We start from the raw sequence: 20,630 nt of genomic DNA, 5'->3' as shown, positions 1-20,630 counted from the left end.
GAGAATCAAAGAAAATCCCGCGTTGCGGCGGGATTTTCTTCCTTCTTTTCCGACGATTTATTTCACGTAGAGTTGGTCGAAGGAGGCGCCGTCGGCAAAATGATCTTTTTGCGCCTTATGCCATCCGCCGAAATGTCCGTCCACCGTGATGAGGTCCAACTTCGGAAACTTACTTTCGTATTTTTTGAGAATCGCAGGATTTCTCGGACGATAACCGTGTTTCGCGATGATCTCTTGAGCCGCGTCCGAATAGAGCGACTTGAGATACGCCTTTGCGGTATCCAATGTTCCGTGTTTTTCCGCGTTCTTTTCCACGATCGCTACCGGAGGTTCCGCGAGAATGCTCAGGGAAGGAATTACGACTTCGTATTTGTCTTTACCGAATTCTTCGAGAATCAGAAAGGATTCGTTTTCCCAAGCGATCAGCACGTCGCCGATTCCGTTTTGTGCGAACGTGTTGCTCGAACCTCTCGCACCAGAATCGAGAACGGGAACGTTCTTATATAACGTTTTTATAAAGTCTTGAACTTTGCCGTTATCGTTGTTGAACTTCTTTTGTGCGAAAGCCCAAGCAGCGAGATAATTCCAACGCGCGCCCCCGCTAGTTTTCGGGTTCGGAGTAATCACGCTCACTTTGTTTCTTACGAGATCGTCCCAGTCTTTGATGTTCTTAGGATTTCCCTTTCTTACCACGAATACGATCGTGGAAGTGTAGGGCGTGCTGTTGTTCGGAAGACTTTTCAACCAATCTCTCGCGATCAATCCTTTGGAAGCGATGATGTCGATGTCGTAAGCGAGCGCAAGAGTAACGATGTCCGCTTCGAGTCCGTCGATCACGGATCTTGCTTGTTTACCGCTACCGCCGTGGGATTGGTTGACCCTTACGTCGTCTCCGGTTTTGGATTTCCAATAGTTTGCGAAAAGTTTGTTGTATTCCGCGTATAATTCTCGTGTCGGATCGTAGGATACGTTGAGAAGATTTACGTCTTTTGCGAAAAGCCCCAAGTTTGCGACCGTCATAAGAAAGACGATTGCGGTTGTTTTCAGAATTTTTGTTTTCATGTGTTGGTTTCCTAACTTCTAATTTTATGAATCACATTGCGAACTGAACGAAAAGAAAGAAGCTGTAGGACTTATTGTCCAACGTGTATCTGTCGTTTACGTTCGGAGCCCAAGGATTGACTCTCGCGTTTCTAACCGAATCTCCGGCGAGAAGATAAGAACCGCCCGTCCAAATCGAAACGTAGTCCTTGAGGTAGAATTGATAGATCAAATCGAATTCGTAGAAAAGACGTTTACCGCCTCTTTCTCCGAGTTTGTAACCGCCGAAAGCCGCACCGGTGTTATTCTCGGTCGTCAAACCGGTGTTAGCCGCTCCACCCGAAGAATACCAAGCGTCGTTTACGGACGCTTTTTGGACGTCGTATGCGACGAAGATGAATCTTCCGTAATTCGGAGAGTTATACATCAAATGGATGGACTTGGTTCTCGTGTTCGACCAGAACGTCGCGTTTACGATACCGTTTCCGGAATCGAAGTAAGGAAATCCTCCCGATCTTGTCGCAAAGGAAGCGTCATAAGTCGCTACCTTGTTGTCCGTTCTGTTCGGATCTCCGGAACCGATCGAGTATTGAAGACCTACGCGAAAACGATCGAAGAAAGTATAACCCGTCTGAGCGATAAAATACTTCGCGTCGTATTCCACGTTTTGGGTATAAATTCTTTGAGAAGTCGACTTACCGTCCACGGTTTGTTTGAAAGTGTCCCAACCCGCGTTGACTCTTTGACCGTTAAAGCCGTATTGCCAAGAACCTTCGAGCGTCCAGTCCCAAGCCTTCGTTTTCGGCAAACGGTTGCTATCCGTTCTGTTTGTTAAACGAAATCCGACCGTGTTTAAATCGTCTCTTTGTCTGGTTCTGTCCAAACTGGAAGTGGGGGTCGGCCCTTGCTCCCATTTTTTGTCGATGTTAAAGTAGTAAAGATCCACAAGGAAGTCTTCGAACTTCAACGTGTTGTATAAACCGGAAAGATAAGTGTCGTTTACGGTTCCGCGTTTGACTCCGTTCGCGGTGTTGTTACCGCTACCGGCGTTCGAGTCTTCCGCTATAATGGAAGTAAAGGCTTCCGAGTTGAAATGTTTGGAATTGTATTTCACTCTCGCACCGTCGAAAGAGTTACCGGTCTGACCGTCGTTTCTTCCTCCGATGTATCTGTTATCGCCGAAACCGAAGATCTGTCTTCCGAGATACACTTCGAAACCTTCCGCGAAGTTTTTAAGTTGGATAAAACCTTCCCGAAGATCCGTGTTGTTTTTGATACTGACCGAGTTCGTGGCAGTGGGCGCCGCGCTGAGCTCCACACCGGCCGAGTTGGAAAGACCCAAGTAACCGAGTTGTCCGTCCTTTCTGGATTGTTCACCCCCGAAAACGCGAACGTCTTGGATCGTAACCTTTGCGGCCACATACTGATTCGGATCTATGATAAACGAAACCTGCGAATTCTGAGTCGCGTAGTTCCTATCATCCAGAGTTCGCTTATCAAAATCCGCGTTGTGGCTGTAATCAAAACGGGGACGGATTTGAAAACCCACGCGGAAAATATCGCCGAGCCAAAGACGATCCACTTTACGAACCGCGTCTTGGTGGTCCGGAGAAAGAAGCATGGACTTCATAAATTCGCCGGGAAGTTTTCCTTTGTAGGGACTTTTATACGGTTCTTCCTTTGCGAGCTCCTGCTGAATTTCCGGAATCCCTTTTCCATCGTTCGGTTGATCTTCGTATTTCACATCGGAAGGGGGATCTAGGTTGAGAATGGGAGCGGACTCGGTTTTTGGTTTTTCCTTCTTCGTGTCCTGAGGGAACAAGGCAATCGTAAAAGTACAGAGTAAAAGGGCTCCTGTTGTTATCTGAGTAATAAAGCTTTTCACCCAAAGCCTCCTTTTTAGAAATTTTTTACCAAAAAAGAGACTTTTCTCGTTATAGTCAACTAAAAATTCGTTATATTGGATATAATTCCGGGATTTAGGAGAATATTCTATCTTTTTTATACAATATTCTGGGAAACAAGAAGCAAATTCTGTCTCTTTGCGGACTTTTTCGGTCTTGCACAGGGTCAAAACGTTTCCAATTGAAAACTCGGACTCTTATTATAAATCGCTTACGCTCGAGAATGGGGACAAAAACGGGAAAGAAATAAAATCAATTCTTACCTAAAAGATAAAAAGAATTTGAACCCTATTCGAATTCGGAAAAGATTCTTCCTCTATGTTTTCGCGGAAAGATCGGAATTCGTTTTGGAAAGTAAAAACGTTCGAGCGCGTTTTTCACCACATTCTACTTTCCTCGAAAAAACTCGTTTTACTATTCTTTGTTTGTTTTTGTCTCAACGTTTGCAAAACGCAAGAACCTCCGATCGCGAGGTCCGGAATCTTGGAGGCTTCGACTTGGGATTTTTCCAGAAACGGTAAACTCACTCTTCGGGGAGAATGGATGTTTCACTGGGGAGCTTGGAAATATCTTTCTTCGGAAAAGGAAGAGGAGAATTTCAAAAGCGCCTCCGAGATCGTATATGTTCCCTCCGCTTGGAACGGAGAATCCAGAAACGGAAAAGGATTCGGAACCTACGTACTGGACGTCAAACTTCCCGAGAAAATTCCAAAACTAGGGATGATTCTTCCCGATCAGAGTTCCTCATACGAACTTTTTTTAAACGGAAGACAGGTTTTGAACTCCGGAAAAATCCAAAAAAAGAAAGACGGAAGTCTCGACGCCGTGGACGAGGGGGCCAAACCCTTGTTTTTGGAGTTCGAACCTTCCGGTTCCGATCTGCAAATCGTATTACAAATTGCGAATGAAGATTTACGGCTCGGAGGTTTTTGGTCTCCGATCGTGATCGGAGAAGTCGAATCCCTTCGATCCGAATGGAATCGTTCCCTTAGATTGGACGCGTTTTTAGTGGGAGGACTTTTGATCATGTCCTTTCTGCATCTTTCGTTTTACATCGTACGAAGAAAGGAAACTCCTTCTTTGTATTTCGGATTGTTTTGTCTTCTGATGGGATCGAGGAGTTTGTTTCCCGGAAACCGATTGATTTTGGAATACACGGACGCGATCAATTACGAGAATATAATCAGAATTGAATATTTGACGTTTTATCTTTCGGTGCCCGTCTTTTTGAACTACATTCTTTCCCTTTATCCCCGCGATCTAAAAAGGGTTTTCGTGGACATACTCTGGTGGATTTCGATCGTCGCATCGGCGATGGTTCTTTTTTTTCCGATGAGAATTTTCACACATACGATTCCGATCTATTATCTGAACGCGTTTATGGCCGGAAGTCTCGGTCTTTTTACGCTGATCCGCGCGGTCCGCAAAAAACGGGAAGGTTCCTTGATTCTTTTGTCGGGTTTCGTCTTTATCTATCTCGCGATGATCAACGACCTTTTGTATGTGAGTTACTATTTGGAGACGGGTTATTATTCTTCCTTGGGAACCTTTGTCTTTTTGGCGGCCCAGTCCGTTTCTCTTTCGGTGAGAAATTCAAAGAACATGCAAAGACTTTTCGATCTATCCAGAAACTTGGAAAAGAAGGTGGAGGAAAGAACGCATCGATTGCGTTTCGCACTGAGAACGATCGAAGAGGATTTGGATATGGCCGTCAAAATCCAGACGGACTTCTTGGAGGTTCCGGAGGATGTCGTATTAAAAAATGCGGGAATCAGACTCTATTCTTTTTATCAACCGATCTCCAAAGTGGGCGGAGACTTTTATATCGTTCGTCCGATCGGAAACAAAAAGCTAAGAATCTTTTTGGCGGACGCGATCGGTCACGGGGTGCAAGCCTCTCTGATGACCATGGTCATTCAAAGCGAATACAATTCCATCTTCGATTCCAAACTATCGCCAGGGCAACTTTTGACCAAACTTTCGGGACGATTCAGCGCGAGAATCGGGGACGTGAGCCCGTTTTTTTCTGGATTGATCCTCGACTTAGATTTAGAAAATCATAAAATTCTAATATCTAGCGCCGGAAATCCGCCTTGCATCCTGAATAACAAAGAGGAAACCGTTTCTCTCGATCTGATCGGACCGTATGCTGGTATGATTTCCGGTTATACATACGAGGAGTTATCGCGCGATCTGCCCGAGGAATTTCGATTGTTTTTGTTTACGGACGGACTTCCCGATCGATTTATTTTTTCGGGAGACGAACACGAGAATTTTTCGATGGAACAGTGGCTCAAACAAAGAAACGGCCAACCCATCGGAAGCGTTTGCAAAGAATTGTTGGATTCGGCAAACGGTTTGAACTTACCCGATTTTAAAAAAGACGATATAACCTTGCTCGGAATCGAAAGATCGATTTTGGATTAGATGCGGTTTTTGGATTTATAGAAAAGGCCTATCGAAAAAGATGGCGTAGGGCGTGAACTCGATTCTATCGATTCGAAGCGGATCGGTTTGTTTCCAAATTTTATAAGTCCCAAGGAGTCCGATATGGCATTCAAAATGGACGGAGCAAAATTCCCAACCTTAGAAGAATTGATCGCGGCCCTTTATCCACTGTATGCGGATAAAATGTCCGAAGCGGACTTTAGAAAATACGTCCAGGAAAACGCGAAAGAAGAATAAACGTTCGCGCAAATCCCTTGGATCGGAATTGAAAGACGATTCGTATCGCCCGTTTTGCTTGTCAGGAAATCGGCTTTCGTAAGAATCATCCCATGCAAATCATCCAGGGGAAATGGAAAATTCCTCACGCGGCGCGAAAGCCTCTCGTATTTTTCCTAGTCTTCTTATTCTTATCGATACAATTTCGTTTTTTATTTTCGGATCGGGTTCCCGATTCCGTCTCCCTTCAAAATCAATATCTTATTGCGCAGGACTATCAGGTTCTATTTAAGAATTTTCTTTCCTCCGGATACGATCGTTCTTTGCAAGGCGGAAGCCCGACGTTTTATTTTCAGTCTCCGTTTTTCTTTTTTCTCGTTTCCTTTCTTCACACCTTTCTTTTGTTTTTTTTACCGTTTAGCGTTTCGTTCAATCTCGGAATTCTACTCGCGCTTTTTTTATTCTCATACGCGTTTTTGAAATTGGGATTCTTATTGCTTACGGAAACCAATCTCAGTCCGGGTAACGCTCTCTTAACGATGACCGGACTTATGTTTTACTTTTTATATCCGGGCGATCGGATCGTGGGCGCGGGTGTTGTCGGTGTTTTTCAAAATTCGATTTCATCCGTCGTTGGATTGGGTTTCGCGTTACTTGCGATTTATTATCTCGAGAAGTTTCGTTATACCGGAAAGGTTTCCTCTTTTTTTAAAAATCTGATCACGGGAACCCTCGTGTTTTATACGCACTACGAGATGTCCTTGTTTTATGTGATCGCTCTCGGAATTTATTTTCTTTTTTACAAGGACGAGTTTGCGATTCTTGAAATCCTTTTGATTTTTCTTTTACCGTTTCTTTGCGCGTCGCCCGTGTTGTGGAATTATTTCGCGTATGTTTCCTTTCAGCAGAATCCTCCCGTTTCGTTTCCGATCAACGGTCTTTTATCTCTTCTGGGGGAAGAATTTTCGGAATCCGTCTCGAGACCCGAAAAGGTTTTGGACGTATTCAAACAGATATTCGTGGATCAATATTGGATTCATCTTCTGTTTCCGATTTTGTTCGTCATCGGAATCCGTCTTCTTTTTATCAGAAAGTTATTGCCTCCGATTTCAAGATTTCTAATATTCGGAACCCTGTTGTTTTACTGGATGGCTACGGATTCTTCGCTGTCCTTGATTCTGCCTTGGTTGCACGTTAAGTGGTACGCAGCGCTCAACGTTTCGCTCGTATTCTTGACCTTCGCCGCGCTCGTCACCGCGAGATTCTTTTTAAAAAATCTTCCTCCCGGAAAATGGAAACTCTGGACGGGCCTTCTTCTTTTTATCCTGGGAATGTATCGGTTCATCATAACGATTCCGGGACCGTCCACCGGAATCGAAAGTATAAACGAAAATCCTTCCTCCGTATGGAAACAAAAGGAAGAATGGATTCGTACGTTCGAAAAAACATCGTACGGCGCGCTCATCGCTACGGAAGAAATCACGGGAGGAGCGAGATCCGAAGATTCGCGTTGGGCATCGGTGCTTGTTCGACAAGCCGTTAGACGAAACATCACGCTTCAGAATCGTTTTAAGAATTCCTTTCCTTCCTCCGCGGATGAAATCATACAACTGTTTCCGGTGCAAGGTCCTAGGTCCGAACTGAATCCTAAGATAAAAAACGCGGATCTACATCCGGTTCAAGAAAGGGAAAAATTATCCGCGTTGTTCTTGGAACTTTTATCGGAAAGGGGAGTTTCCTACGTTCTTCTCAAATCCGAAGCGTTGAATCGAATCGCCGCGGCGTCTCCCGGATCTTTTTCGCAGATCGAAAAAAGGGGAGAATGGACATTCTGGAAATTGAATGTTTCCAATCCGTTTTTGGAACTGCTTCCGCAAAAACCGATCGCGCTTCTTTTCGAGAAGAATTCTCCGCAAAGAAAATCCGGTTTCCGTTTGGAGGAATTGCCGGAGTCGATTTTGGATTCTAAATTTCGATGGAAAAATTCTTTGATTCCTTTGTCTCCGGAAGAATTTCAAGAGGACGAAAAATCCTTTTCGGGCGCGTACGATGTCGACAGGCTCGATTCTTATTTTCAAACGAAAGAAAAAGAGGAAATCGAAAAGGAATCCAAGAAAAAACCTTCTTCTAAAAAGGATAAAACCGAGTCGGTTTCTTCTTCCTCCGAAATTCATCCTTTGTCTTGGAACGATTCCGAAATCGTTTGGGAACTTGTTACGAAGTCGGAACCAAACGCGTGTTCGCCGATTCTCGTTCGTTCCGGATTTTTTCCGCTTTGGAAAACCGATTCCGGGGAAAGGATTTACAGAACTTTGGAAGGACAATTTTATTTTTGTTCCAGAAGCGCGAAGAGTAAATTCGTATTTTATGATATTCGATCATACGTGATCACTTTGATTCAGCTTTTGCTTCCTCTTTCCTTTTTCGGAGCCACATTTTTAACGCGAAGGAAATCTTCGAATTGATGTTCTTTGCGTCCGAGTCGACTCGAACCCCTTTTCGAAAAAGACAACTTTTTTCGAATTCTCTTTTGATCGGGTTTTCGGCGGCGATTCTTTCGATCTTGTTTTTCGGAAACTCGGAAGACTCGATTACGAAGGTCGTTCTTTCCGCTTTGGAAGGAGGTCTGATCGGAGGTCTTTGCGATTGGTTCGCCGTTTGGAAAACGTATAAGGCGATCGAAGAGGACAGTTCCACGCTCGCTTCCGAAATCGGAAACTGGGTCGCGGGAGATCTTCTACATCACGAAGTCATCCGTTCCCGAATCCGAACCGTTTTGGAAGATCCGTCCACGAGGGACGACGTTCACGAACTTTTACTCGAAACCTTCGGGAACGAAGACAAAACGAACGAGGTTTTAAACCAGCTTTTCTCCAAGGTGGAAGAGGACATCGTTCAATACGTGGTTCACTATCAGTTTAGCGGAACCGATGTCGCATTATTAAAAGAATTAAACCGACAAAAGGAGATTATGGACACGATTAAACTTTTGATCGGAGAATCCATGATCAAGGTCGCGGACACGGAAGAGTTCAAATCCCTTCTTCAAGAAATATTAGGAAAAATGAATTTAGTCGCCCAGGTCGTTTTGAGTTTGGTGGTCGACTTCCCAAAAAAGCTGAAAGAATACGGGAATCACGTCAAACAAGGCCTTGTGATCGAGTCCAAGGACGAAAAGACCATCGAAAAATTGGTCAACCTGATGGCTGCATCCACCGAAACGTATATCTCTTCCTGGAACGAACTGCATCTGGATCAAAGGGAAAAAGCCGTCCGATCCCTGATGGGATTTTTAAAAGTTCAAGCGAGCAGACTTTTGGGAACCTTGATCCAAACGCATCTGAAGGAAATCGGCGAGATCAAAACTCTGCAAGAATACGCGCCTCTTCGTTCCGTTTTGGAATTCGTGGAAAAACGAGTGGACGAAGGCGTTTCAGGTTATATCGGAAGACAGATCACCACAAGACTTCAAAGTCTGGATCCGAAAGATCTCAGAAAAAACTTAGAATGGAAGACGAGAAACGTTTTGGAAACGATTCGTATCAACGGAAGTATTTTGGGATTTTTTTTGGGAAGTATAACCGGTCTGATTCGATTCTTTATTTAATCCGAAGTCGAAGAGGAGAACCGCGTCGGGGGCGTTTTATGGAAAATAAAAAATTAAGTTTTATGAATATAGACGAATACATCCGTTGTTTCCCCGAAGACGTTCAAACGGTTTTGAAAGAACTGAGATCGGCAATTCTTAAGGCGGCGCCGGACGCAGAGGAAAAAATCAGTTATCAAATGCCCGCGTTCGCGTTGGGAGGCAATTTGGTTTATTTCGCGGCTTATAAAAATCATATCGGATTTTATCCGACTTCGAGCGGGATCAAGGCATTCTTATCCGAATTGGATTCTTACAAAACCTCGAAGGGCGCGATTCAATTTCCGATCGGACAACCGCTTCCTTTAAAATTAATTGCGAGAATCGTAAAGTTCCGTGTGGAACAAAATAAGAAAGCGATGATCGCAAAAAAGAAGAAAACCGCTCCGAAAAAAAAGAGCCGAGCGAAAAAGGCCCTAAAACGCAAAAACGCATCCAAATGAAAGCCTTATCCGCAAACGAATTCATCCGCGAGTTGGGAGCGTTTCAGACAAAGATCAACGCAGAGAAAAATCAAAAATTTCTCCACAACCCGGGTAAGGATAATCTTTGTCTCGGAATTCCGATGGGAAAAATTTTCGAAACGGCCAAGAAATACAAAAACTTGTCCTCTTCGGAAATCGTAAAACTTCTTCAAAACAAATATTATGAAATTCGAATGGGGGCGGTGAGCGTTTTGGATTTTATCGCTCGGGACAAAAAGACCGAAGAGGAAAAACGAAAGGAGATATTCGATCTGTATCTAAAACATCACGATCGAATCAACAACTGGGATCTTGTGGATCGGTCCGCTCCCCACGTCGTCTGTCAATATCTTTTTGATAAATCCAGAAAACCCTTGTATCGTTTGGCGAAATCCAAAGATCCGATGGAACGAAGAACGGCCATCGTCAGCACTCAATATTTCATTCAAAGAAACGATTTGGATGAAACGTTTGAGATATCCGAAATTCTCATCCAAGATCCGGAAGAGGGCATACAAAAAGCGATCGGAAGTTGGATGAGAGAAGCAGGGAAAAAGGACGAAGATAAGTTATTCTCATTCTTGGATAAACATTCAAAAAAACTTTCCAGGATCGCTCTTCGAACCGCGACCGAAAAATTGGATCGTAAACAAAGGGATTTCTATTTGAGGTCCGAGCCCGCGACAAAACATTCCAAAATTTGAAATAAAAGTTAGAACGATAACCTTGTATCCCGTTTGCGAGTCTAACACATAAGGAGATTTATGGAAGCCATCTATCATGCGCAAGAAACCAGAGGGAAAGCCGATTTCGGTTGGCTTAAGAGCAGACATACCTTTAGTTTCAGTTCTTACTTCGATCCCAGCAGGGTTCAGTTCGGAAAACTTAGGGTGTTAAACGACGACATAGTGATCGGGGGAAAAGGTTTTCCGCCGCATCCTCACGAGAATATGGAAATCGTTTCGATCCCGCTTTCCGGAAGTTTGCAACATCAGGATAGCGAAGGAAATCATTCCGTGATTCAATCGGGAGAAGTGCAAATCATGTCCGCGGGAACCGGAATCGTTCATTCCGAGTTCAACGCATCTCCCACCGACCCGGTTAACTTTTTACAGATTTGGATTTTACCCGATAAGCTCGGTATCGAACCAAGATACGAACAAAAAAAATTCGACGTGGAAGATAGAAAGGGAAAGTTTCAAACGGTTGTTTCTCCCGAAAAGGACAACGGCGCGGTTTGGATCAATCAAAACGTGACTTTTTCGCTCGCACACGGAACAAAAGATTTAAGAATCGATTATATTCCAAAAAATGAAAATGGTGGAGTTTATTTTTTTCTTATTTCCGGTTCTGCGGAGATTGCGGGTAAAACACTTTCCGCCAGGGACGGTTTCGGAGTTCCCGTAAACGGAAACTTGGAAGTGAAGTTTTTGGAAGAATCCGAACTTTTGGCGATCGATACGCCCTTGTGATTCGAGCATGACAAACGACTCGGATCATTCTCCCCAAGCGAAAGCGTTCGAAATGGTCGTCGGTCTGGAAGTGATCGACGATCATTTATACGCAAATTACCGATCGGCTATGACGCCCTTACTTACGACCTATGGCGGAGGTTTTCGTTACGACTTTAAGATTCTTGAAGTTTTGAAAAACGAAAGCGGCCATCCGATCAATCGGGTTTTTACGATCTACTTTCAAGATCGAAAGAGCAGGGACGCTTTTTTTGCGGATCCAGAATATCTCAAGATTCGAAACGAATTTTTTCAGACCTCCGTGAAATCGACTACCTTTATCAGCGAATACGAACGATTCTAAAATTTTAATATTCTAATTTTAGAATATAGAATTAATTTTATGTTTTTCAACGAAATAGCGCTTTTTATTACGGCTTATGCTTCCTTTCTTCTCAGCGCTATTTGCGGCGGAGGGGCCGGTCTGATTTTAATTCCGGTCTTGGGAGCTTTTCTTCCGATTCAATTCGTTCCCGCCGCATTGTCGATCGGCACGTTTGCGAGTTCCGCTTCCAGATTGTTCGCTTTCTTTCAGAAGATTCGTTTCGATATTGTTCGATGGTTTTTACCTCCCGCTGTCGCCGCAGTTTGGCTCGGAGCGTGGTTGATTCAATACGTCAATCCGTTGTTTATGGAAGCGTTCATCGGCATTTTTTTAATAAGCAATCTTCCGATTCTTTTTAAAAAAGAGAATTCTTCCGAGAAGTATCAGAAACCGAAAACGTTTTATCTGGCGATCATCGGATTTTTAGCCGGTTTTGTTTCCGGGATTACCGGCGCGGTCGGTTTGCTGTTCAACAAATTCTACTTGCGAAGCGGAATGTCGAAAGAAGAGATCGTAGCCACGAGAGCCGCGAACGAAATTTTTCTGCATCTGATCAAATTGGTTTTATACGCGTTATTCGGTCTTATCAACGGTAAGACCATTCTCATCGGATCGATCGTGGCTCTTGCCGCATTGGCGTCGACCTGGAGCATGAAAAAAGTTTTAAACTGGATCAACGAGATTCTATTCAGAAAGATCGGCTACTTTGCCATGACGATTTCCGGAGTTTTGCTTTTGTCTCAATCGGCGATCGGTTTTGCTTCCTCGAATCGAGCCGACGTTTCTTTTGTCCCGATTCAAAAAGGAGCGGAGGCCAAACTCGGTTGGCAACAGGCGAGTTTTAGTTTAGAATTCACATGGGATGAAGGGTTTGAAATCGAACAGGTCGTTCCGATCACGGATTTGACTCCGGAACGGCAATCGAACCTTCTAAATACCAAGCGTGATTTAAACGCGAAAATTCTTATCCTAGAGGCGGTTTACTCTTTCGATAAAAATTCATACGAAGCCTATTTCTACGGAGACGGTAAGTTGATTCGGAAAATTGAATTTAAAGAATGATGAATATTCAAATTTTCTCTCTTGGATAAAAAGCAAGAACGTTCAATATCGCTTAAGGATTCGGAGAATTCGAACAAAACCGAGAACCCTTAAGCGACGAACGAAGTTTTCGCGGTTAAGAATTCTCAACCGCCACAATAAGCCGGAGGATTGTTTGCAGGATTTCGAACTCTGGAATAACAGTTCTGTCCGGACGGATTACTTACGCCTAAAAGATTCCATTCTGTCACAGGGTATGACGCCGTGGAAGGCGGCCCTTGCTGCCAATCGAATCTATAATTTCCTTCGCTGATTTTAACGATGAGTCCTTTTACGGCGCCTTGAGTGACTTGCATGCAAGATATTACATTATTATTATTGATGATCAGCCAGGCAACCGGGTTCGGAGTCGGATCTTGTTGGCAACCGTAGTCCAATACCCACTTTCCGTTTAAAAGAGTTTGAGTATCCTCCGATGTGGTTTTTTCTCCCTTGCAACCGAATACACAAGCCGCAACGAGCAGAAGTAACAGTAACGTAACTTTTCTCATGAATTTTCCTTTAAGAAATAAGTAATTTCCATTTTTTGATGGAAAAAGAATGAACAGTATATTAAAATATAGTCAAATTCTTTTTTATAAAATTATGAAATTATTTTGTTTAAGTTCGAAGTTCCCGCGTCTACGGAATTAAACCTTGACTCAGGCGAACATTCGATTTAGATACGTTCATCTCGAGAGCCGCACGTTTTGAAAGGAGAGTTCGTATGGACGAAGGTTTTATAGCTCCCATCGTTTCCGGAATCGCGGGGTTTATCTGCGCGTTTGTATTTAGCGGACCGGTCTACTTCGCTCTTTCCAAATACTTCGATTTTCCCAAACAGGAAGCCGTTCAGAACGTCGGATTCAAAGTATTCCTGAATTTTTCTGTCTTCATTGTAACTGCGTTCTCTTTGTGGATCGTATTGGGAAATATAACCGTTCTCAATGTTCTACAGGGACAATTCATCGCGTTTATCATCTGGTTGGGATTTATTTTCACTTCGAGCTCCATCGACGTGATCTGGAAGGAAAAGCCGATCAAACTCTGGGTTTTCGAATCCGTTTCCTCTTGTATTACGATCCAAGTCCTTTGTTTCGTTCTATTGTTGCTCTCCGGTCGATGAACATTCAAGAATTAGAATTCTTTAAATTCTGAATATTCGAATTCGGAACGAACCAACGCTCCGTAACTTTTCGAAGTCCTTCACGATCGGGTTCGTTGTTACAAGCCCAGGCTACGATTCCGTCGGGACGAATCAGTAAGGCGCTTGTGGACAATCTTTCGATTGTGTTCCCGGAAACGTATCCAATGGAATCCTCATATTCTTCTGCGAATGTTTGTAAGGATTCATTTTGATCGAAATCAAGGAGCAGACCTTTGCCGTCTCGCATCAGTTCGCCGATTTTTCTACCGTCCTCTAATTCAAAGTTCGGAACACTGCATCCGATCAGAGGATGATCTCCTTCAAGATCATAACGCATAAAAATTCCCCAAACCCTTCCCGCAAAGTATGTGGCCCCGTCGCGAGTGTTCATCAGATCGCGTACGATCGCGTTCAGCGCTTTTGTTTGCGGATCGGGTTTCATAATTTCAACTTGAGCTCGGGACCAATCCAAAACTTGCGCGCCGATCGGATGTCTTTCCGTTTGATAACTTTCGAGTAAATCTTCGGGCGCATTCTTCCGAAGGATGGCGGCGAGTTTCCAACCTAAATTCATCGCGTCTCCAAGTCCAAGATTCAAACCTTGACCTCCTAAGGGAGAATGGATATGCGCCGCGTCTCCGGCTAAAAGAATTCTTCCGTTGCGATAGGTCGTTGTTTGTCGCGCGCGATCAGTCCATGTCGTCGCGGTATGTAAAGTTCGGATCGTAACGTCGGTTTCGGAAATACGACGCAGAACTTCTTGTACGCGTTCGAGCGTGATCGGTTTTTCAGAGCCGTGAAATTCTCCTCCGTCGAAATCCTGGATCACTAAGTAACCCGGTTGCGATTGAAGATACATTCCTTTCGAAGTCATGTTTCGACCGGGCTTTAACTTTTCGGGATCGACGATGTCCACGTGAGCGGAGTAACCGGTGAACTCCGGCTCGGTGCCCGCAAACTCAAAACCGCCCGATTTACGAACGACGCTTCGGCTTCCGTCGCAACCCACGAGCCATCTTCCTTGAAACGAATCATCTCCCGATCGAACGGACACGTTATGCGCCGTTTGTTGAAACGAAGTCAACGCGAACCCTCGTTTGATTTCCACGCCTAAGGATTCCGCGCGACGCGCGAGAACGGATTCAAGTTCTTGCATTTCCGAAATCAAACTCGTCGGTGTGGAACTCGGAAGGCGATTCTTCCATTGAGAAACGTCGATATCACCTTCCAGAAACGGAATGCCCGCGAAATGTCCCGCTTGACGACTCGCGCCTTGACCCGAGTTCGTATGCGGATTTTTAAGACGTTTATGAATCTCAAGTTCTTCAAGCAAACCGCGACGATCCAGCGCTTCGATCGTGGGCGCGGAAAGTCCGCGGATTCCGAAAGGAAGTTGTTTCAGTGGAGAATTTGGATGTTCCGTTTTTTCCAAGATCAAAACGGAACATCGCGCTAAAGCCAATTCGCAAGCGAGAAAAAGACCCACGGGTCCGGCTCCGGAAACGATCACGTCATACGGAGCTTGATTTTGTGCGGAAGAATTTTCTTCCAATTTAGTTTTCATAAGAATAAAACCTCGGTTTAAAAATGGATCGAAAGGATCTTGAAGCGCGTCGGAATCATCGGAGCCTCTTATACGTTCACAAAGAAATCGACCATACTTTGCGGAGCGTCGTTTCCATAACACACTTTGAAAATTTCTTTCGCATCGCTCGCCGCGGAAGCGCTTCTTAAAAAAAGATCCGTTTCGTAATCTTTGAGCGCGGCTTCGATATCGTTCGGATTTGCGGCGATTGCCTTTCCGAGTTCGGCTCCGTCGTACATCGCAAGATTCGCGCCGTCGCCGGAAGGAACCATGAGATGAGCCGCGTCTCCGAGCAACGTGACTCCGGGAACTCGATCCCATGTATGATCGGGCGGCAAAGAATGAAGAGAACGAGGTATGGGAGACGTATCACTTTCCGTAATGAGAGCCGTAAGCTCGGGAGCCCAACCTTCAAATTCTTGAACGACTTTTGCCAAAGCGTTTTGCTTATCGGAAAAATCGATCTGTGCGATCCAGTCCTCCGATTTTTCCAAGGCGATATAAGCGTGAAGTACTCCGTCCGGTTCTCGATGGGCGACGATTCCTTTGCCGGGCGACAACGCGAATAACGCGCCGCTACCCACCGCATCCGCGCTTGCTTTGTGACGCAGATCACAATCATACAGATACGTTTCGACGAACGTGGTTCCTACGTAAGAAGGTTTTGCCTGAGAAAGAAGAGGGCGAACCTTGGACCAAGCTCCATCCGCGCCCACAAGAAGATCGGTCGTTACCGTGGAGCCGTTCGTAAAGAGCACTTCGTGTTTTCCGTTCCCTAAAGAAGAAACGGTTTTCACCTTGTGTCCCCAGCGAACCGCATCCGCCGGAAGAGAATCCAGAAGAATCCGACGAAGATCTCCACGTTTCACTTCGGGGCGCGCGCTTGATCCGTCGTCCGGTTCATCGAATAAAACGTTTCCTTTCCGATCCAAAACCCGAGAAGCCTGGCCTCCCTCGTGGACGATCTTTGGAAATTTTTCTTCAAAGAGTCCCGCGGCTTTGAGTGCGAGTTGTCCGTCGTTTTCGTGAATATCAAGCATTCCTCCTTGTAAGCGCGAGTTTGCGGAGGATTCCGCTTCGAATACGGTTGCATGAATGCCGTGAACGTGAAGGACGCGGGCCAAAGTCAGTCCGCCTAAACCTCCGCCTATGATCGCGATAGAAATGTGGTTTGATTGAGTCATATCGTATCTCCTTGGATCGAATTTAAAAGTATTGATTCTTAAAATTATATTGACTAAAATATTTAAGTTAATAAAACTTTTAAGTAAGAATAAATTTCAACAAAAAAAATTGTGGGAGAGATTCGTTTTGGGACTCAGAGAAATAAAAAAGAAACAAACCCGTAAGGCGATCTCGGATATGGCGACTCGGCTTTTTATCGAGCGCGGGTATCACGAGGTCACGACGGCGGAAATCGCCAAACTTGCAAACGTATCGGTGCCGACTTTGTTCAATTACTTTTCCAACAAGGAATCCCTCGTTTTCGACGAGGACGAAGAAAGGGAAGAACGTCTTGTGGATGCGGTCGTATCCCGGAAAAAGGGAGTTTCCATACTCGACGCGCTCCGCGATTTCGGGATGATGAATCCGGCGTTTCATCCGGAAAACCGCAAACTCGTACGGGATTTTCGAAATCTGATTCGATCCACGCCCGAGCTTTCTTCGTATGAAAGACAAATCTCGATGCGTTACGAGAATTCTCTCGCAAAGGTTCTACAAAAAGAGGCTAAGAAAGAATTGGGAAAGGTGGAAGCTCAATGTATCGCACATTTTATTTTGGACGCGTTTTACAGAGCGAGCGATTCTGCTCGACCGGAAGCGACCCTAAACGCGCTGTTTGAAATTCTAAAAAACGGATGGGGAGAATGACGGTCCCGCGCGGTTCCATCATAAAAATTCGTATTAACAAATTTGTTAAAAAGAAATCCGTTCCGTTCCGTTTCGGAGCGGATTTCTCTCTTCTTAGCTTAGATTTCTCCGCTGCGAATCCGAAACGTTCTGAGAGAACCCTCTCTGAGAACGCGGATCGGAAGTTCTTTGCGGATCGTGGATTCGTCCAAGGCCCTGTGCATGTCGTCGATAGAATGGATGACCTGATCGTTCAACGAAAGAATCATATCACCTTTTCTTAATAGACTTTCCGCCGCGGGAGAGGATTGTTCGATCTCGACGACGAGAACCCCCGAATTCTGATCAAGTTTGTTGAAAATTTTCAGACGATTGGGAACGGTTTGATTCTGACCCGCGATACCGAGATAACCTCGTTTTACAAAACCGTCCTTCATCAAACGGGTGATGACGTGTTCCGCGGTTCCCGAACCGACCGCAAAACAAATTCCTTGCGCGGAAGGAATGATCGCGGTGTTGATTCCGATCAATTGACCTCTCGAATTCACCAAAGGTCCACCCGAGTTGCCCGGGTTTAAGGCCGCATCCGTTTGAATCACGTCTTCGATCAATCTTCCCGAACGGGAACGTAAACTTCTTCCCAAGGCGCTTACGACGCCCGCGGTCACGGTGGATTCATAACCCAAAGGATTTCCGATCGCGATCGCAAGCTGACCGACTTTCACGGAAGAAGGATTCGAAAAATTTAAATAAGGAAACTGATCGCTCGTCACTTTCAAAACCGCGATGTCCGTCATCGGGTCTTCTCCGATTTTCATCGCCTTTAGATTTCTTCCGTCTTGAAACTCTGCGTTGATCTCGGTTGCATTCTCCACAACGTGATGATTGGTAACGATAAAGCCGTCCGGTGAAATTAAAAAACCGGAACCCGCGCCGCCCATACGATTGCCGCCGACTTTTAAGTGTACGACCGCAGGACTTACGGTTTCCACCGCGTTCGTAACCGCTTTAGAATACGCGTCCATCAGATGATCTTCGTTTTCCGAAGAGGGTCTTCCTTGTCTCTCTGTGTTGGATTCCGAAGAATCCGACTGAACCCATTGAATCATAAAACCTCCGGTAGCAGTTAGACCGAACGAAATCTATTTGTATCCAATAAAGTTACAAAATATAAAAAATTTGGAAAGAATTTTCGAAGTGAAAAAAGAAACGCGAGCGTGCGCGGAGTTTATCTTTTTGAAAAGCTGAGAATTTCCCGAGTGATCGAATCGAGATTCGTGGAACCGAGTTCGTCTTCCAAAACTCTTTGAGCCTTTTCGTAAACCTTGCTAAGAATCGGCTGAATCGAATGACCGCAGATACATTTCTTGTTCGGCGTTTTGGAATGCATCTGAAAGATCTTTTCGTCGATCGCTTCGTAGATTTCTTTGAGATTGATTTCGGAAGGATCTTTGGCGAGCACGTAACCGCCGTTCGGTCCCATTTGATTGCGGACGATCCCCTGACTTTTTAAAAGGGAAAGAATTTTACGAATCACGACTGGATTCGTGTTCACACTTTCCGCGAGTTCTTCGGAAGTTCTGGTTTTACCCTCTCCCAAAGAAAGTAAGGAAAGAATGTGAATCGCAACGGTAAATCGACTCGTCATATCTGTAAAGCGTCCGGTTACAGAATACCGAGGATGAGAATCCGTGTCAAGTCAAAGCTTGTTTCCAAAAGATACTTGCGTTCGATTCTGAAAAAGGAAAGAATACCCCGATGTTTCAGAGTTATATCCTTCGGTTTTTGGATCGGAACTTGGAAAAAGAATTCAGGTCCTTTCTTCGGGATCATGTCGCCGTCTTCGTAAGAATCGGAGCGGTGTCCGCGGTCTTCGGTTATATCGCGGTCTTTCTTCTTTTTTACGATATTCTTCTGATCCGGGATCGCAGGGTTCTCTGGATTTTGGAGGGAAGCGCCGTTTTCGGTTTCGGTTTATTTTTTTCCACGTTAAAACGATTTCGTTCGGCGATGGTTCCGGTTTCGATTTTCAGCAATACGATGGCGGGTTTGGTCGCGGTTTACGTGGGTTTTGTTTTCATCCGGGATCAACACGCGATTCTTCTTACCATTCTGATCATCATCGCGTATTACGCTTTTTTGGTTTTGAGAATCAGAACTCTTCCCGCATTTATCGCTACCTCTTCGTATCTGGCCGCGTATCAATATATGCTTTTGACGGACGGGGCTTTGGATTCCCAGAACAAAATGATTTATAGTTTTCTAATATGGTTCTCCGAGTTTTTCGCGGTGATCGCGGGTTATACTTTGGAACTTACGACTCGAAAGTTGTTTCTTCAGGCAAAGACGATCGAAACCCAGACCAAGGACTTGGAAATGGAGAAGGAAAAGTCCGATCATCTCTTAAGGAATATTCTTCCCGACGAAATCGCAAATCGACTGAAGAACGAAAATTCTCAGATATCCGAATATTTTTCGGAATGTTCGATCCTATTTGCGGACATCGTCGGTTTTACCCTTCTTGCGGCTCGAAAAAGTCCGGACGAACTCGCGGGTCTTTTGGATCGATTCTTTTCCAGATTGGACGAACTCGCCGAACACAGAGGAGTGGAAAAGATCAAAACGATCGGGGACGCGTATATGGCCGCGGCCGGAATTCCGATTCCCTGCGAGGATCATATCCAGAGGATCGGAAATCTCGCTTTGGATATATTAAAAGAAGTGAATACGAACGAGGAACTCGTACGCGAAAATTTGAATATTCGAATCGGAATTCATTCCGGTCCCGTGGTCGCCGGAGTGATCGGAAGAAAAAAATTCATCTACGATCTTTGGGGAGATTCGGTCAATCTCGCGTCGCGTATGGAATCGCACGGAATTCCGGGCAAGATCCACGTAACGGAAGAATTCTATCTTGCGGCTTCTCCCCTGTTTCAATTGGAAAAAAGAGGGGAGGTCGACATCAAAGGAAAAGGAATCGTATCGACTTACTTCTTAGCGGGTTGACCGTATCTCTGAATTCGTTTATCAACCGAGAAGATCGATGTGAACCGGAAGATATTGGATCGACGTGCTTCCTTGGCTGAACCACTCGGGAACGGCTCTTCTCCAGGAAATAAATTGCGGAGTCTCGAGATGTTTTTTTCTCGCGGCCTCGCTTTTATACACTTCCATAAATACGAATCGTCCCGGATCTCCGTCGCCTTGAAGAACGTCGAGTCTTAGAACGCCGTCTTCGGTATCGAGAGATTCTTTCGCCATTTCGTGGCTGATCTTTTTGAAATCTTCGATTCTTTCTTCCAGAACTTTATAAGAGGACATGATCACGATCATAAGTTCAGAATTTCCGAACGGTTTCGTTTTGGGAAGAAAAATCCTCCTTGCTTAAAACGCCGATATTTAAAGAATTCCC

Annotated in this window: 19 protein-coding genes and 1 pseudogene; 12 read left to right on the top strand and 8 right to left on the bottom strand. The window is 44.9% G+C overall.

Features of this window, described 5'->3' with window-relative positions; translation table 11 throughout:
• Positions 1-57: 57 nt before the first annotated feature.
• Together LEP1GSC052_RS08285 and LEP1GSC052_RS08280 are read right to left on the bottom strand one after the other, a co-directional pair.
• Positions 58-1,062 carry a sulfate ABC transporter substrate-binding protein gene (locus LEP1GSC052_RS08285; protein ID WP_010575338.1) on the bottom strand — a complete coding sequence of 335 codons (1,005 nt, stop codon included), beginning with the start codon at positions 1,060-1,062 and terminating at the stop codon, positions 58-60.
• A gap of 31 nt (positions 1,063-1,093) precedes the next feature.
• Positions 1,094-2,905, bottom strand: coding sequence for an alginate export family protein (locus LEP1GSC052_RS08280; protein ID WP_051185391.1), 1,812 nt, complete (start codon positions 2,903-2,905; stop codon positions 1,094-1,096).
• A 358-nt stretch (positions 2,906-3,263) separates the two neighbouring features.
• Here LEP1GSC052_RS08280 and LEP1GSC052_RS08275 point away from each other — a divergent pair, with 358 nt between their 5' ends.
• From LEP1GSC052_RS08275 to LEP1GSC052_RS08240, 9 genes are all read left to right on the top strand, one after another.
• Positions 3,264-5,372, top strand: a complete 2,109-nt coding sequence (locus tag LEP1GSC052_RS08275) for a PP2C family protein-serine/threonine phosphatase (RefSeq protein WP_020986709.1) — start codon at positions 3,264-3,266, stop codon at positions 5,370-5,372.
• A 123-nt stretch (positions 5,373-5,495) separates the two neighbouring features.
• The gene (locus LEP1GSC052_RS21730; protein ID WP_010575334.1) at positions 5,496-5,630 is read left to right on the top strand and encodes a hypothetical protein; all 135 of its coding nucleotides are present in this window, start codon (positions 5,496-5,498) and stop codon (positions 5,628-5,630) included.
• A gap of 92 nt (positions 5,631-5,722) precedes the next feature.
• Complete coding sequence (locus LEP1GSC052_RS08270; RefSeq protein WP_020986275.1) at positions 5,723-8,074, top strand: membrane protein; 2,352 nt, start codon at positions 5,723-5,725, stop codon at positions 8,072-8,074.
• Positions 8,074-9,216 (top strand): DUF445 family protein, encoded by a 1,143-nt coding sequence (locus tag LEP1GSC052_RS08265; protein WP_020986647.1) that lies wholly within the window; start codon positions 8,074-8,076, stop codon positions 9,214-9,216. Before LEP1GSC052_RS08270 ends, LEP1GSC052_RS08265 begins: the two co-directional genes overlap by 1 nt.
• Before the next feature lie 38 nt (positions 9,217-9,254).
• Positions 9,255-9,698, top strand: coding sequence for an iron chaperone (locus LEP1GSC052_RS08260; protein ID WP_020986646.1), 444 nt, complete (start codon positions 9,255-9,257; stop codon positions 9,696-9,698).
• On the top strand, positions 9,695-10,423 hold the full coding sequence (locus tag LEP1GSC052_RS08255) for a DNA alkylation repair protein (RefSeq protein WP_010575332.1): 729 nt from the start codon (positions 9,695-9,697) through the stop codon (positions 10,421-10,423). Before LEP1GSC052_RS08260 ends, LEP1GSC052_RS08255 begins: the two co-directional genes overlap by 4 nt.
• A 60-nt stretch (positions 10,424-10,483) precedes the next feature.
• On the top strand, positions 10,484-11,191 hold the full coding sequence (locus LEP1GSC052_RS08250; protein WP_020986145.1) for a pirin family protein: 708 nt from the start codon (positions 10,484-10,486) through the stop codon (positions 11,189-11,191).
• 7 nt (positions 11,192-11,198) lie between these two features.
• On the top strand, positions 11,199-11,534 hold the full coding sequence (locus LEP1GSC052_RS08245) for a DUF1330 domain-containing protein (protein ID WP_020986429.1): 336 nt from the start codon (positions 11,199-11,201) through the stop codon (positions 11,532-11,534).
• Between the two features lie 39 nt (positions 11,535-11,573).
• Entirely contained in the window at positions 11,574-12,617 is a 1,044-nt protein-coding gene (locus LEP1GSC052_RS08240) for a sulfite exporter TauE/SafE family protein (RefSeq protein WP_010575328.1), read from the top strand.
• 125 nt (positions 12,618-12,742) lie between these two features.
• Here the strand turns inward: LEP1GSC052_RS08240 and LEP1GSC052_RS08235 are convergent, their stop codons facing one another.
• Entirely contained in the window at positions 12,743-13,147 is a 405-nt protein-coding gene (locus tag LEP1GSC052_RS08235; protein WP_010575327.1) for a hypothetical protein, read from the bottom strand.
• Between the two features lie 215 nt (positions 13,148-13,362).
• Between LEP1GSC052_RS08235 and LEP1GSC052_RS08230 the strand changes: the two genes are divergently transcribed.
• Positions 13,363-13,761, top strand: a complete 399-nt coding sequence (locus LEP1GSC052_RS08230; protein ID WP_010575326.1) for a DUF1761 family protein — start codon at positions 13,363-13,365, stop codon at positions 13,759-13,761.
• 4 nt (positions 13,762-13,765) lie between these two features.
• On the opposite strand, the gene LEP1GSC052_RS08225 is transcribed toward LEP1GSC052_RS08230, so the two are convergent.
• Both LEP1GSC052_RS08225 and LEP1GSC052_RS08220 read right to left on the bottom strand, forming a co-directional pair.
• Positions 13,766-15,346, bottom strand: coding sequence for an FAD-dependent monooxygenase (locus LEP1GSC052_RS08225; RefSeq protein WP_010575325.1), 1,581 nt, complete (start codon positions 15,344-15,346; stop codon positions 13,766-13,768).
• 68 nt (positions 15,347-15,414) lie between these two features.
• On the bottom strand, positions 15,415-16,551 hold the full coding sequence (locus tag LEP1GSC052_RS08220) for an FAD-dependent oxidoreductase (protein WP_010575324.1): 1,137 nt from the start codon (positions 16,549-16,551) through the stop codon (positions 15,415-15,417).
• A 127-nt stretch (positions 16,552-16,678) separates the two neighbouring features.
• Here LEP1GSC052_RS08220 and LEP1GSC052_RS08215 point away from each other — a divergent pair, with 127 nt between their 5' ends.
• Positions 16,679-17,239, top strand: a complete 561-nt coding sequence (locus LEP1GSC052_RS08215; protein ID WP_020986715.1) for a TetR/AcrR family transcriptional regulator — start codon at positions 16,679-16,681, stop codon at positions 17,237-17,239.
• 98 nt (positions 17,240-17,337) lie between these two features.
• Here LEP1GSC052_RS08215 and LEP1GSC052_RS08210 read toward each other — a convergent pair whose 3' ends face one another.
• Together LEP1GSC052_RS08210 and LEP1GSC052_RS08205 are read right to left on the bottom strand one after the other, a co-directional pair.
• Positions 17,338-18,327, bottom strand: coding sequence for a S1C family serine protease (locus tag LEP1GSC052_RS08210; protein WP_010575322.1), 990 nt, complete (start codon positions 18,325-18,327; stop codon positions 17,338-17,340).
• A 119-nt stretch (positions 18,328-18,446) separates the two neighbouring features.
• Positions 18,447-18,866 carry an Rrf2 family transcriptional regulator gene (locus LEP1GSC052_RS08205; RefSeq protein WP_010575321.1) on the bottom strand — a complete coding sequence of 140 codons (420 nt, stop codon included), beginning with the start codon at positions 18,864-18,866 and terminating at the stop codon, positions 18,447-18,449.
• Positions 18,867-18,976: 110 nt separating this feature from the next.
• On the opposite strand from LEP1GSC052_RS08205, the pseudogene LEP1GSC052_RS20695 reads away from it, so the two are divergent.
• A pseudogene (locus LEP1GSC052_RS20695) lies at positions 18,977-20,304 on the top strand (adenylate/guanylate cyclase domain-containing protein).
• On the opposite strand, the gene LEP1GSC052_RS08195 reads toward LEP1GSC052_RS20695, so the two are convergent.
• Positions 20,246-20,551 carry a putative quinol monooxygenase gene (locus LEP1GSC052_RS08195; protein WP_010575318.1) on the bottom strand — a complete coding sequence of 102 codons (306 nt, stop codon included), beginning with the start codon at positions 20,549-20,551 and terminating at the stop codon, positions 20,246-20,248. The pseudogene LEP1GSC052_RS20695 and the gene LEP1GSC052_RS08195 overlap by 59 nt on opposite strands.
• Positions 20,552-20,630: the final 79 nt, after the last annotated feature.

Source organism: Leptospira kmetyi serovar Malaysia str. Bejo-Iso9, from assembly GCF_000243735.2.
GTDB lineage: Bacteria > Spirochaetota > Leptospiria > Leptospirales > Leptospiraceae > Leptospira > Leptospira kmetyi.
Note: the sequence above shows the minus strand (reverse complement) of the source record. Positions and strands in the feature narration are given on the sequence as shown.

What these genes read in the sequence shown, in the direction of transcription:
- LEP1GSC052_RS08285 (WP_010575338.1), bottom strand. Translation starts at nt 1,062, where the DNA reads ATGAAAACAAAAATTCTGAAAACAACCGCAATCGTCTTTCTTATGACG.
- LEP1GSC052_RS08275 (WP_020986709.1), top strand. Translation starts at nt 3,264, where the DNA reads ATGTTTTCGCGGAAAGATCGGAATTCGTTTTGGAAAGTAAAAACGTTC.
- LEP1GSC052_RS21730 (WP_010575334.1), top strand. Translation starts at nt 5,496, where the DNA reads ATGGCATTCAAAATGGACGGAGCAAAATTCCCAACCTTAGAAGAATTG.
- LEP1GSC052_RS08270 (WP_020986275.1), top strand. Translation starts at nt 5,723, where the DNA reads ATGCAAATCATCCAGGGGAAATGGAAAATTCCTCACGCGGCGCGAAAG.
- LEP1GSC052_RS08265 (WP_020986647.1), top strand. Translation starts at nt 8,074, where the DNA reads ATGTTCTTTGCGTCCGAGTCGACTCGAACCCCTTTTCGAAAAAGACAA.
- LEP1GSC052_RS08260 (WP_020986646.1), top strand. Translation starts at nt 9,255, where the DNA reads ATGGAAAATAAAAAATTAAGTTTTATGAATATAGACGAATACATCCGT.
- LEP1GSC052_RS08255 (WP_010575332.1), top strand. Translation starts at nt 9,695, where the DNA reads ATGAAAGCCTTATCCGCAAACGAATTCATCCGCGAGTTGGGAGCGTTT.
- LEP1GSC052_RS08250 (WP_020986145.1), top strand. Translation starts at nt 10,484, where the DNA reads ATGGAAGCCATCTATCATGCGCAAGAAACCAGAGGGAAAGCCGATTTC.
- LEP1GSC052_RS08245 (WP_020986429.1), top strand. Translation starts at nt 11,199, where the DNA reads ATGACAAACGACTCGGATCATTCTCCCCAAGCGAAAGCGTTCGAAATG.
- LEP1GSC052_RS08240 (WP_010575328.1), top strand. Translation starts at nt 11,574, where the DNA reads ATGTTTTTCAACGAAATAGCGCTTTTTATTACGGCTTATGCTTCCTTT.
- LEP1GSC052_RS08235 (WP_010575327.1), bottom strand. Translation starts at nt 13,147, where the DNA reads ATGAGAAAAGTTACGTTACTGTTACTTCTGCTCGTTGCGGCTTGTGTA.
- LEP1GSC052_RS08230 (WP_010575326.1), top strand. Translation starts at nt 13,363, where the DNA reads ATGGACGAAGGTTTTATAGCTCCCATCGTTTCCGGAATCGCGGGGTTT.
- LEP1GSC052_RS08225 (WP_010575325.1), bottom strand. Translation starts at nt 15,346, where the DNA reads ATGAAAACTAAATTGGAAGAAAATTCTTCCGCACAAAATCAAGCTCCG.
- LEP1GSC052_RS08220 (WP_010575324.1), bottom strand. Translation starts at nt 16,551, where the DNA reads ATGACTCAATCAAACCACATTTCTATCGCGATCATAGGCGGAGGTTTA.
- LEP1GSC052_RS08210 (WP_010575322.1), bottom strand. Translation starts at nt 18,327, where the DNA reads ATGATTCAATGGGTTCAGTCGGATTCTTCGGAATCCAACACAGAGAGA.
- LEP1GSC052_RS08205 (WP_010575321.1), bottom strand. Translation starts at nt 18,866, where the DNA reads ATGACGAGTCGATTTACCGTTGCGATTCACATTCTTTCCTTACTTTCT.
- LEP1GSC052_RS08195 (WP_010575318.1), bottom strand. Translation starts at nt 20,551, where the DNA reads ATGATCGTGATCATGTCCTCTTATAAAGTTCTGGAAGAAAGAATCGAA.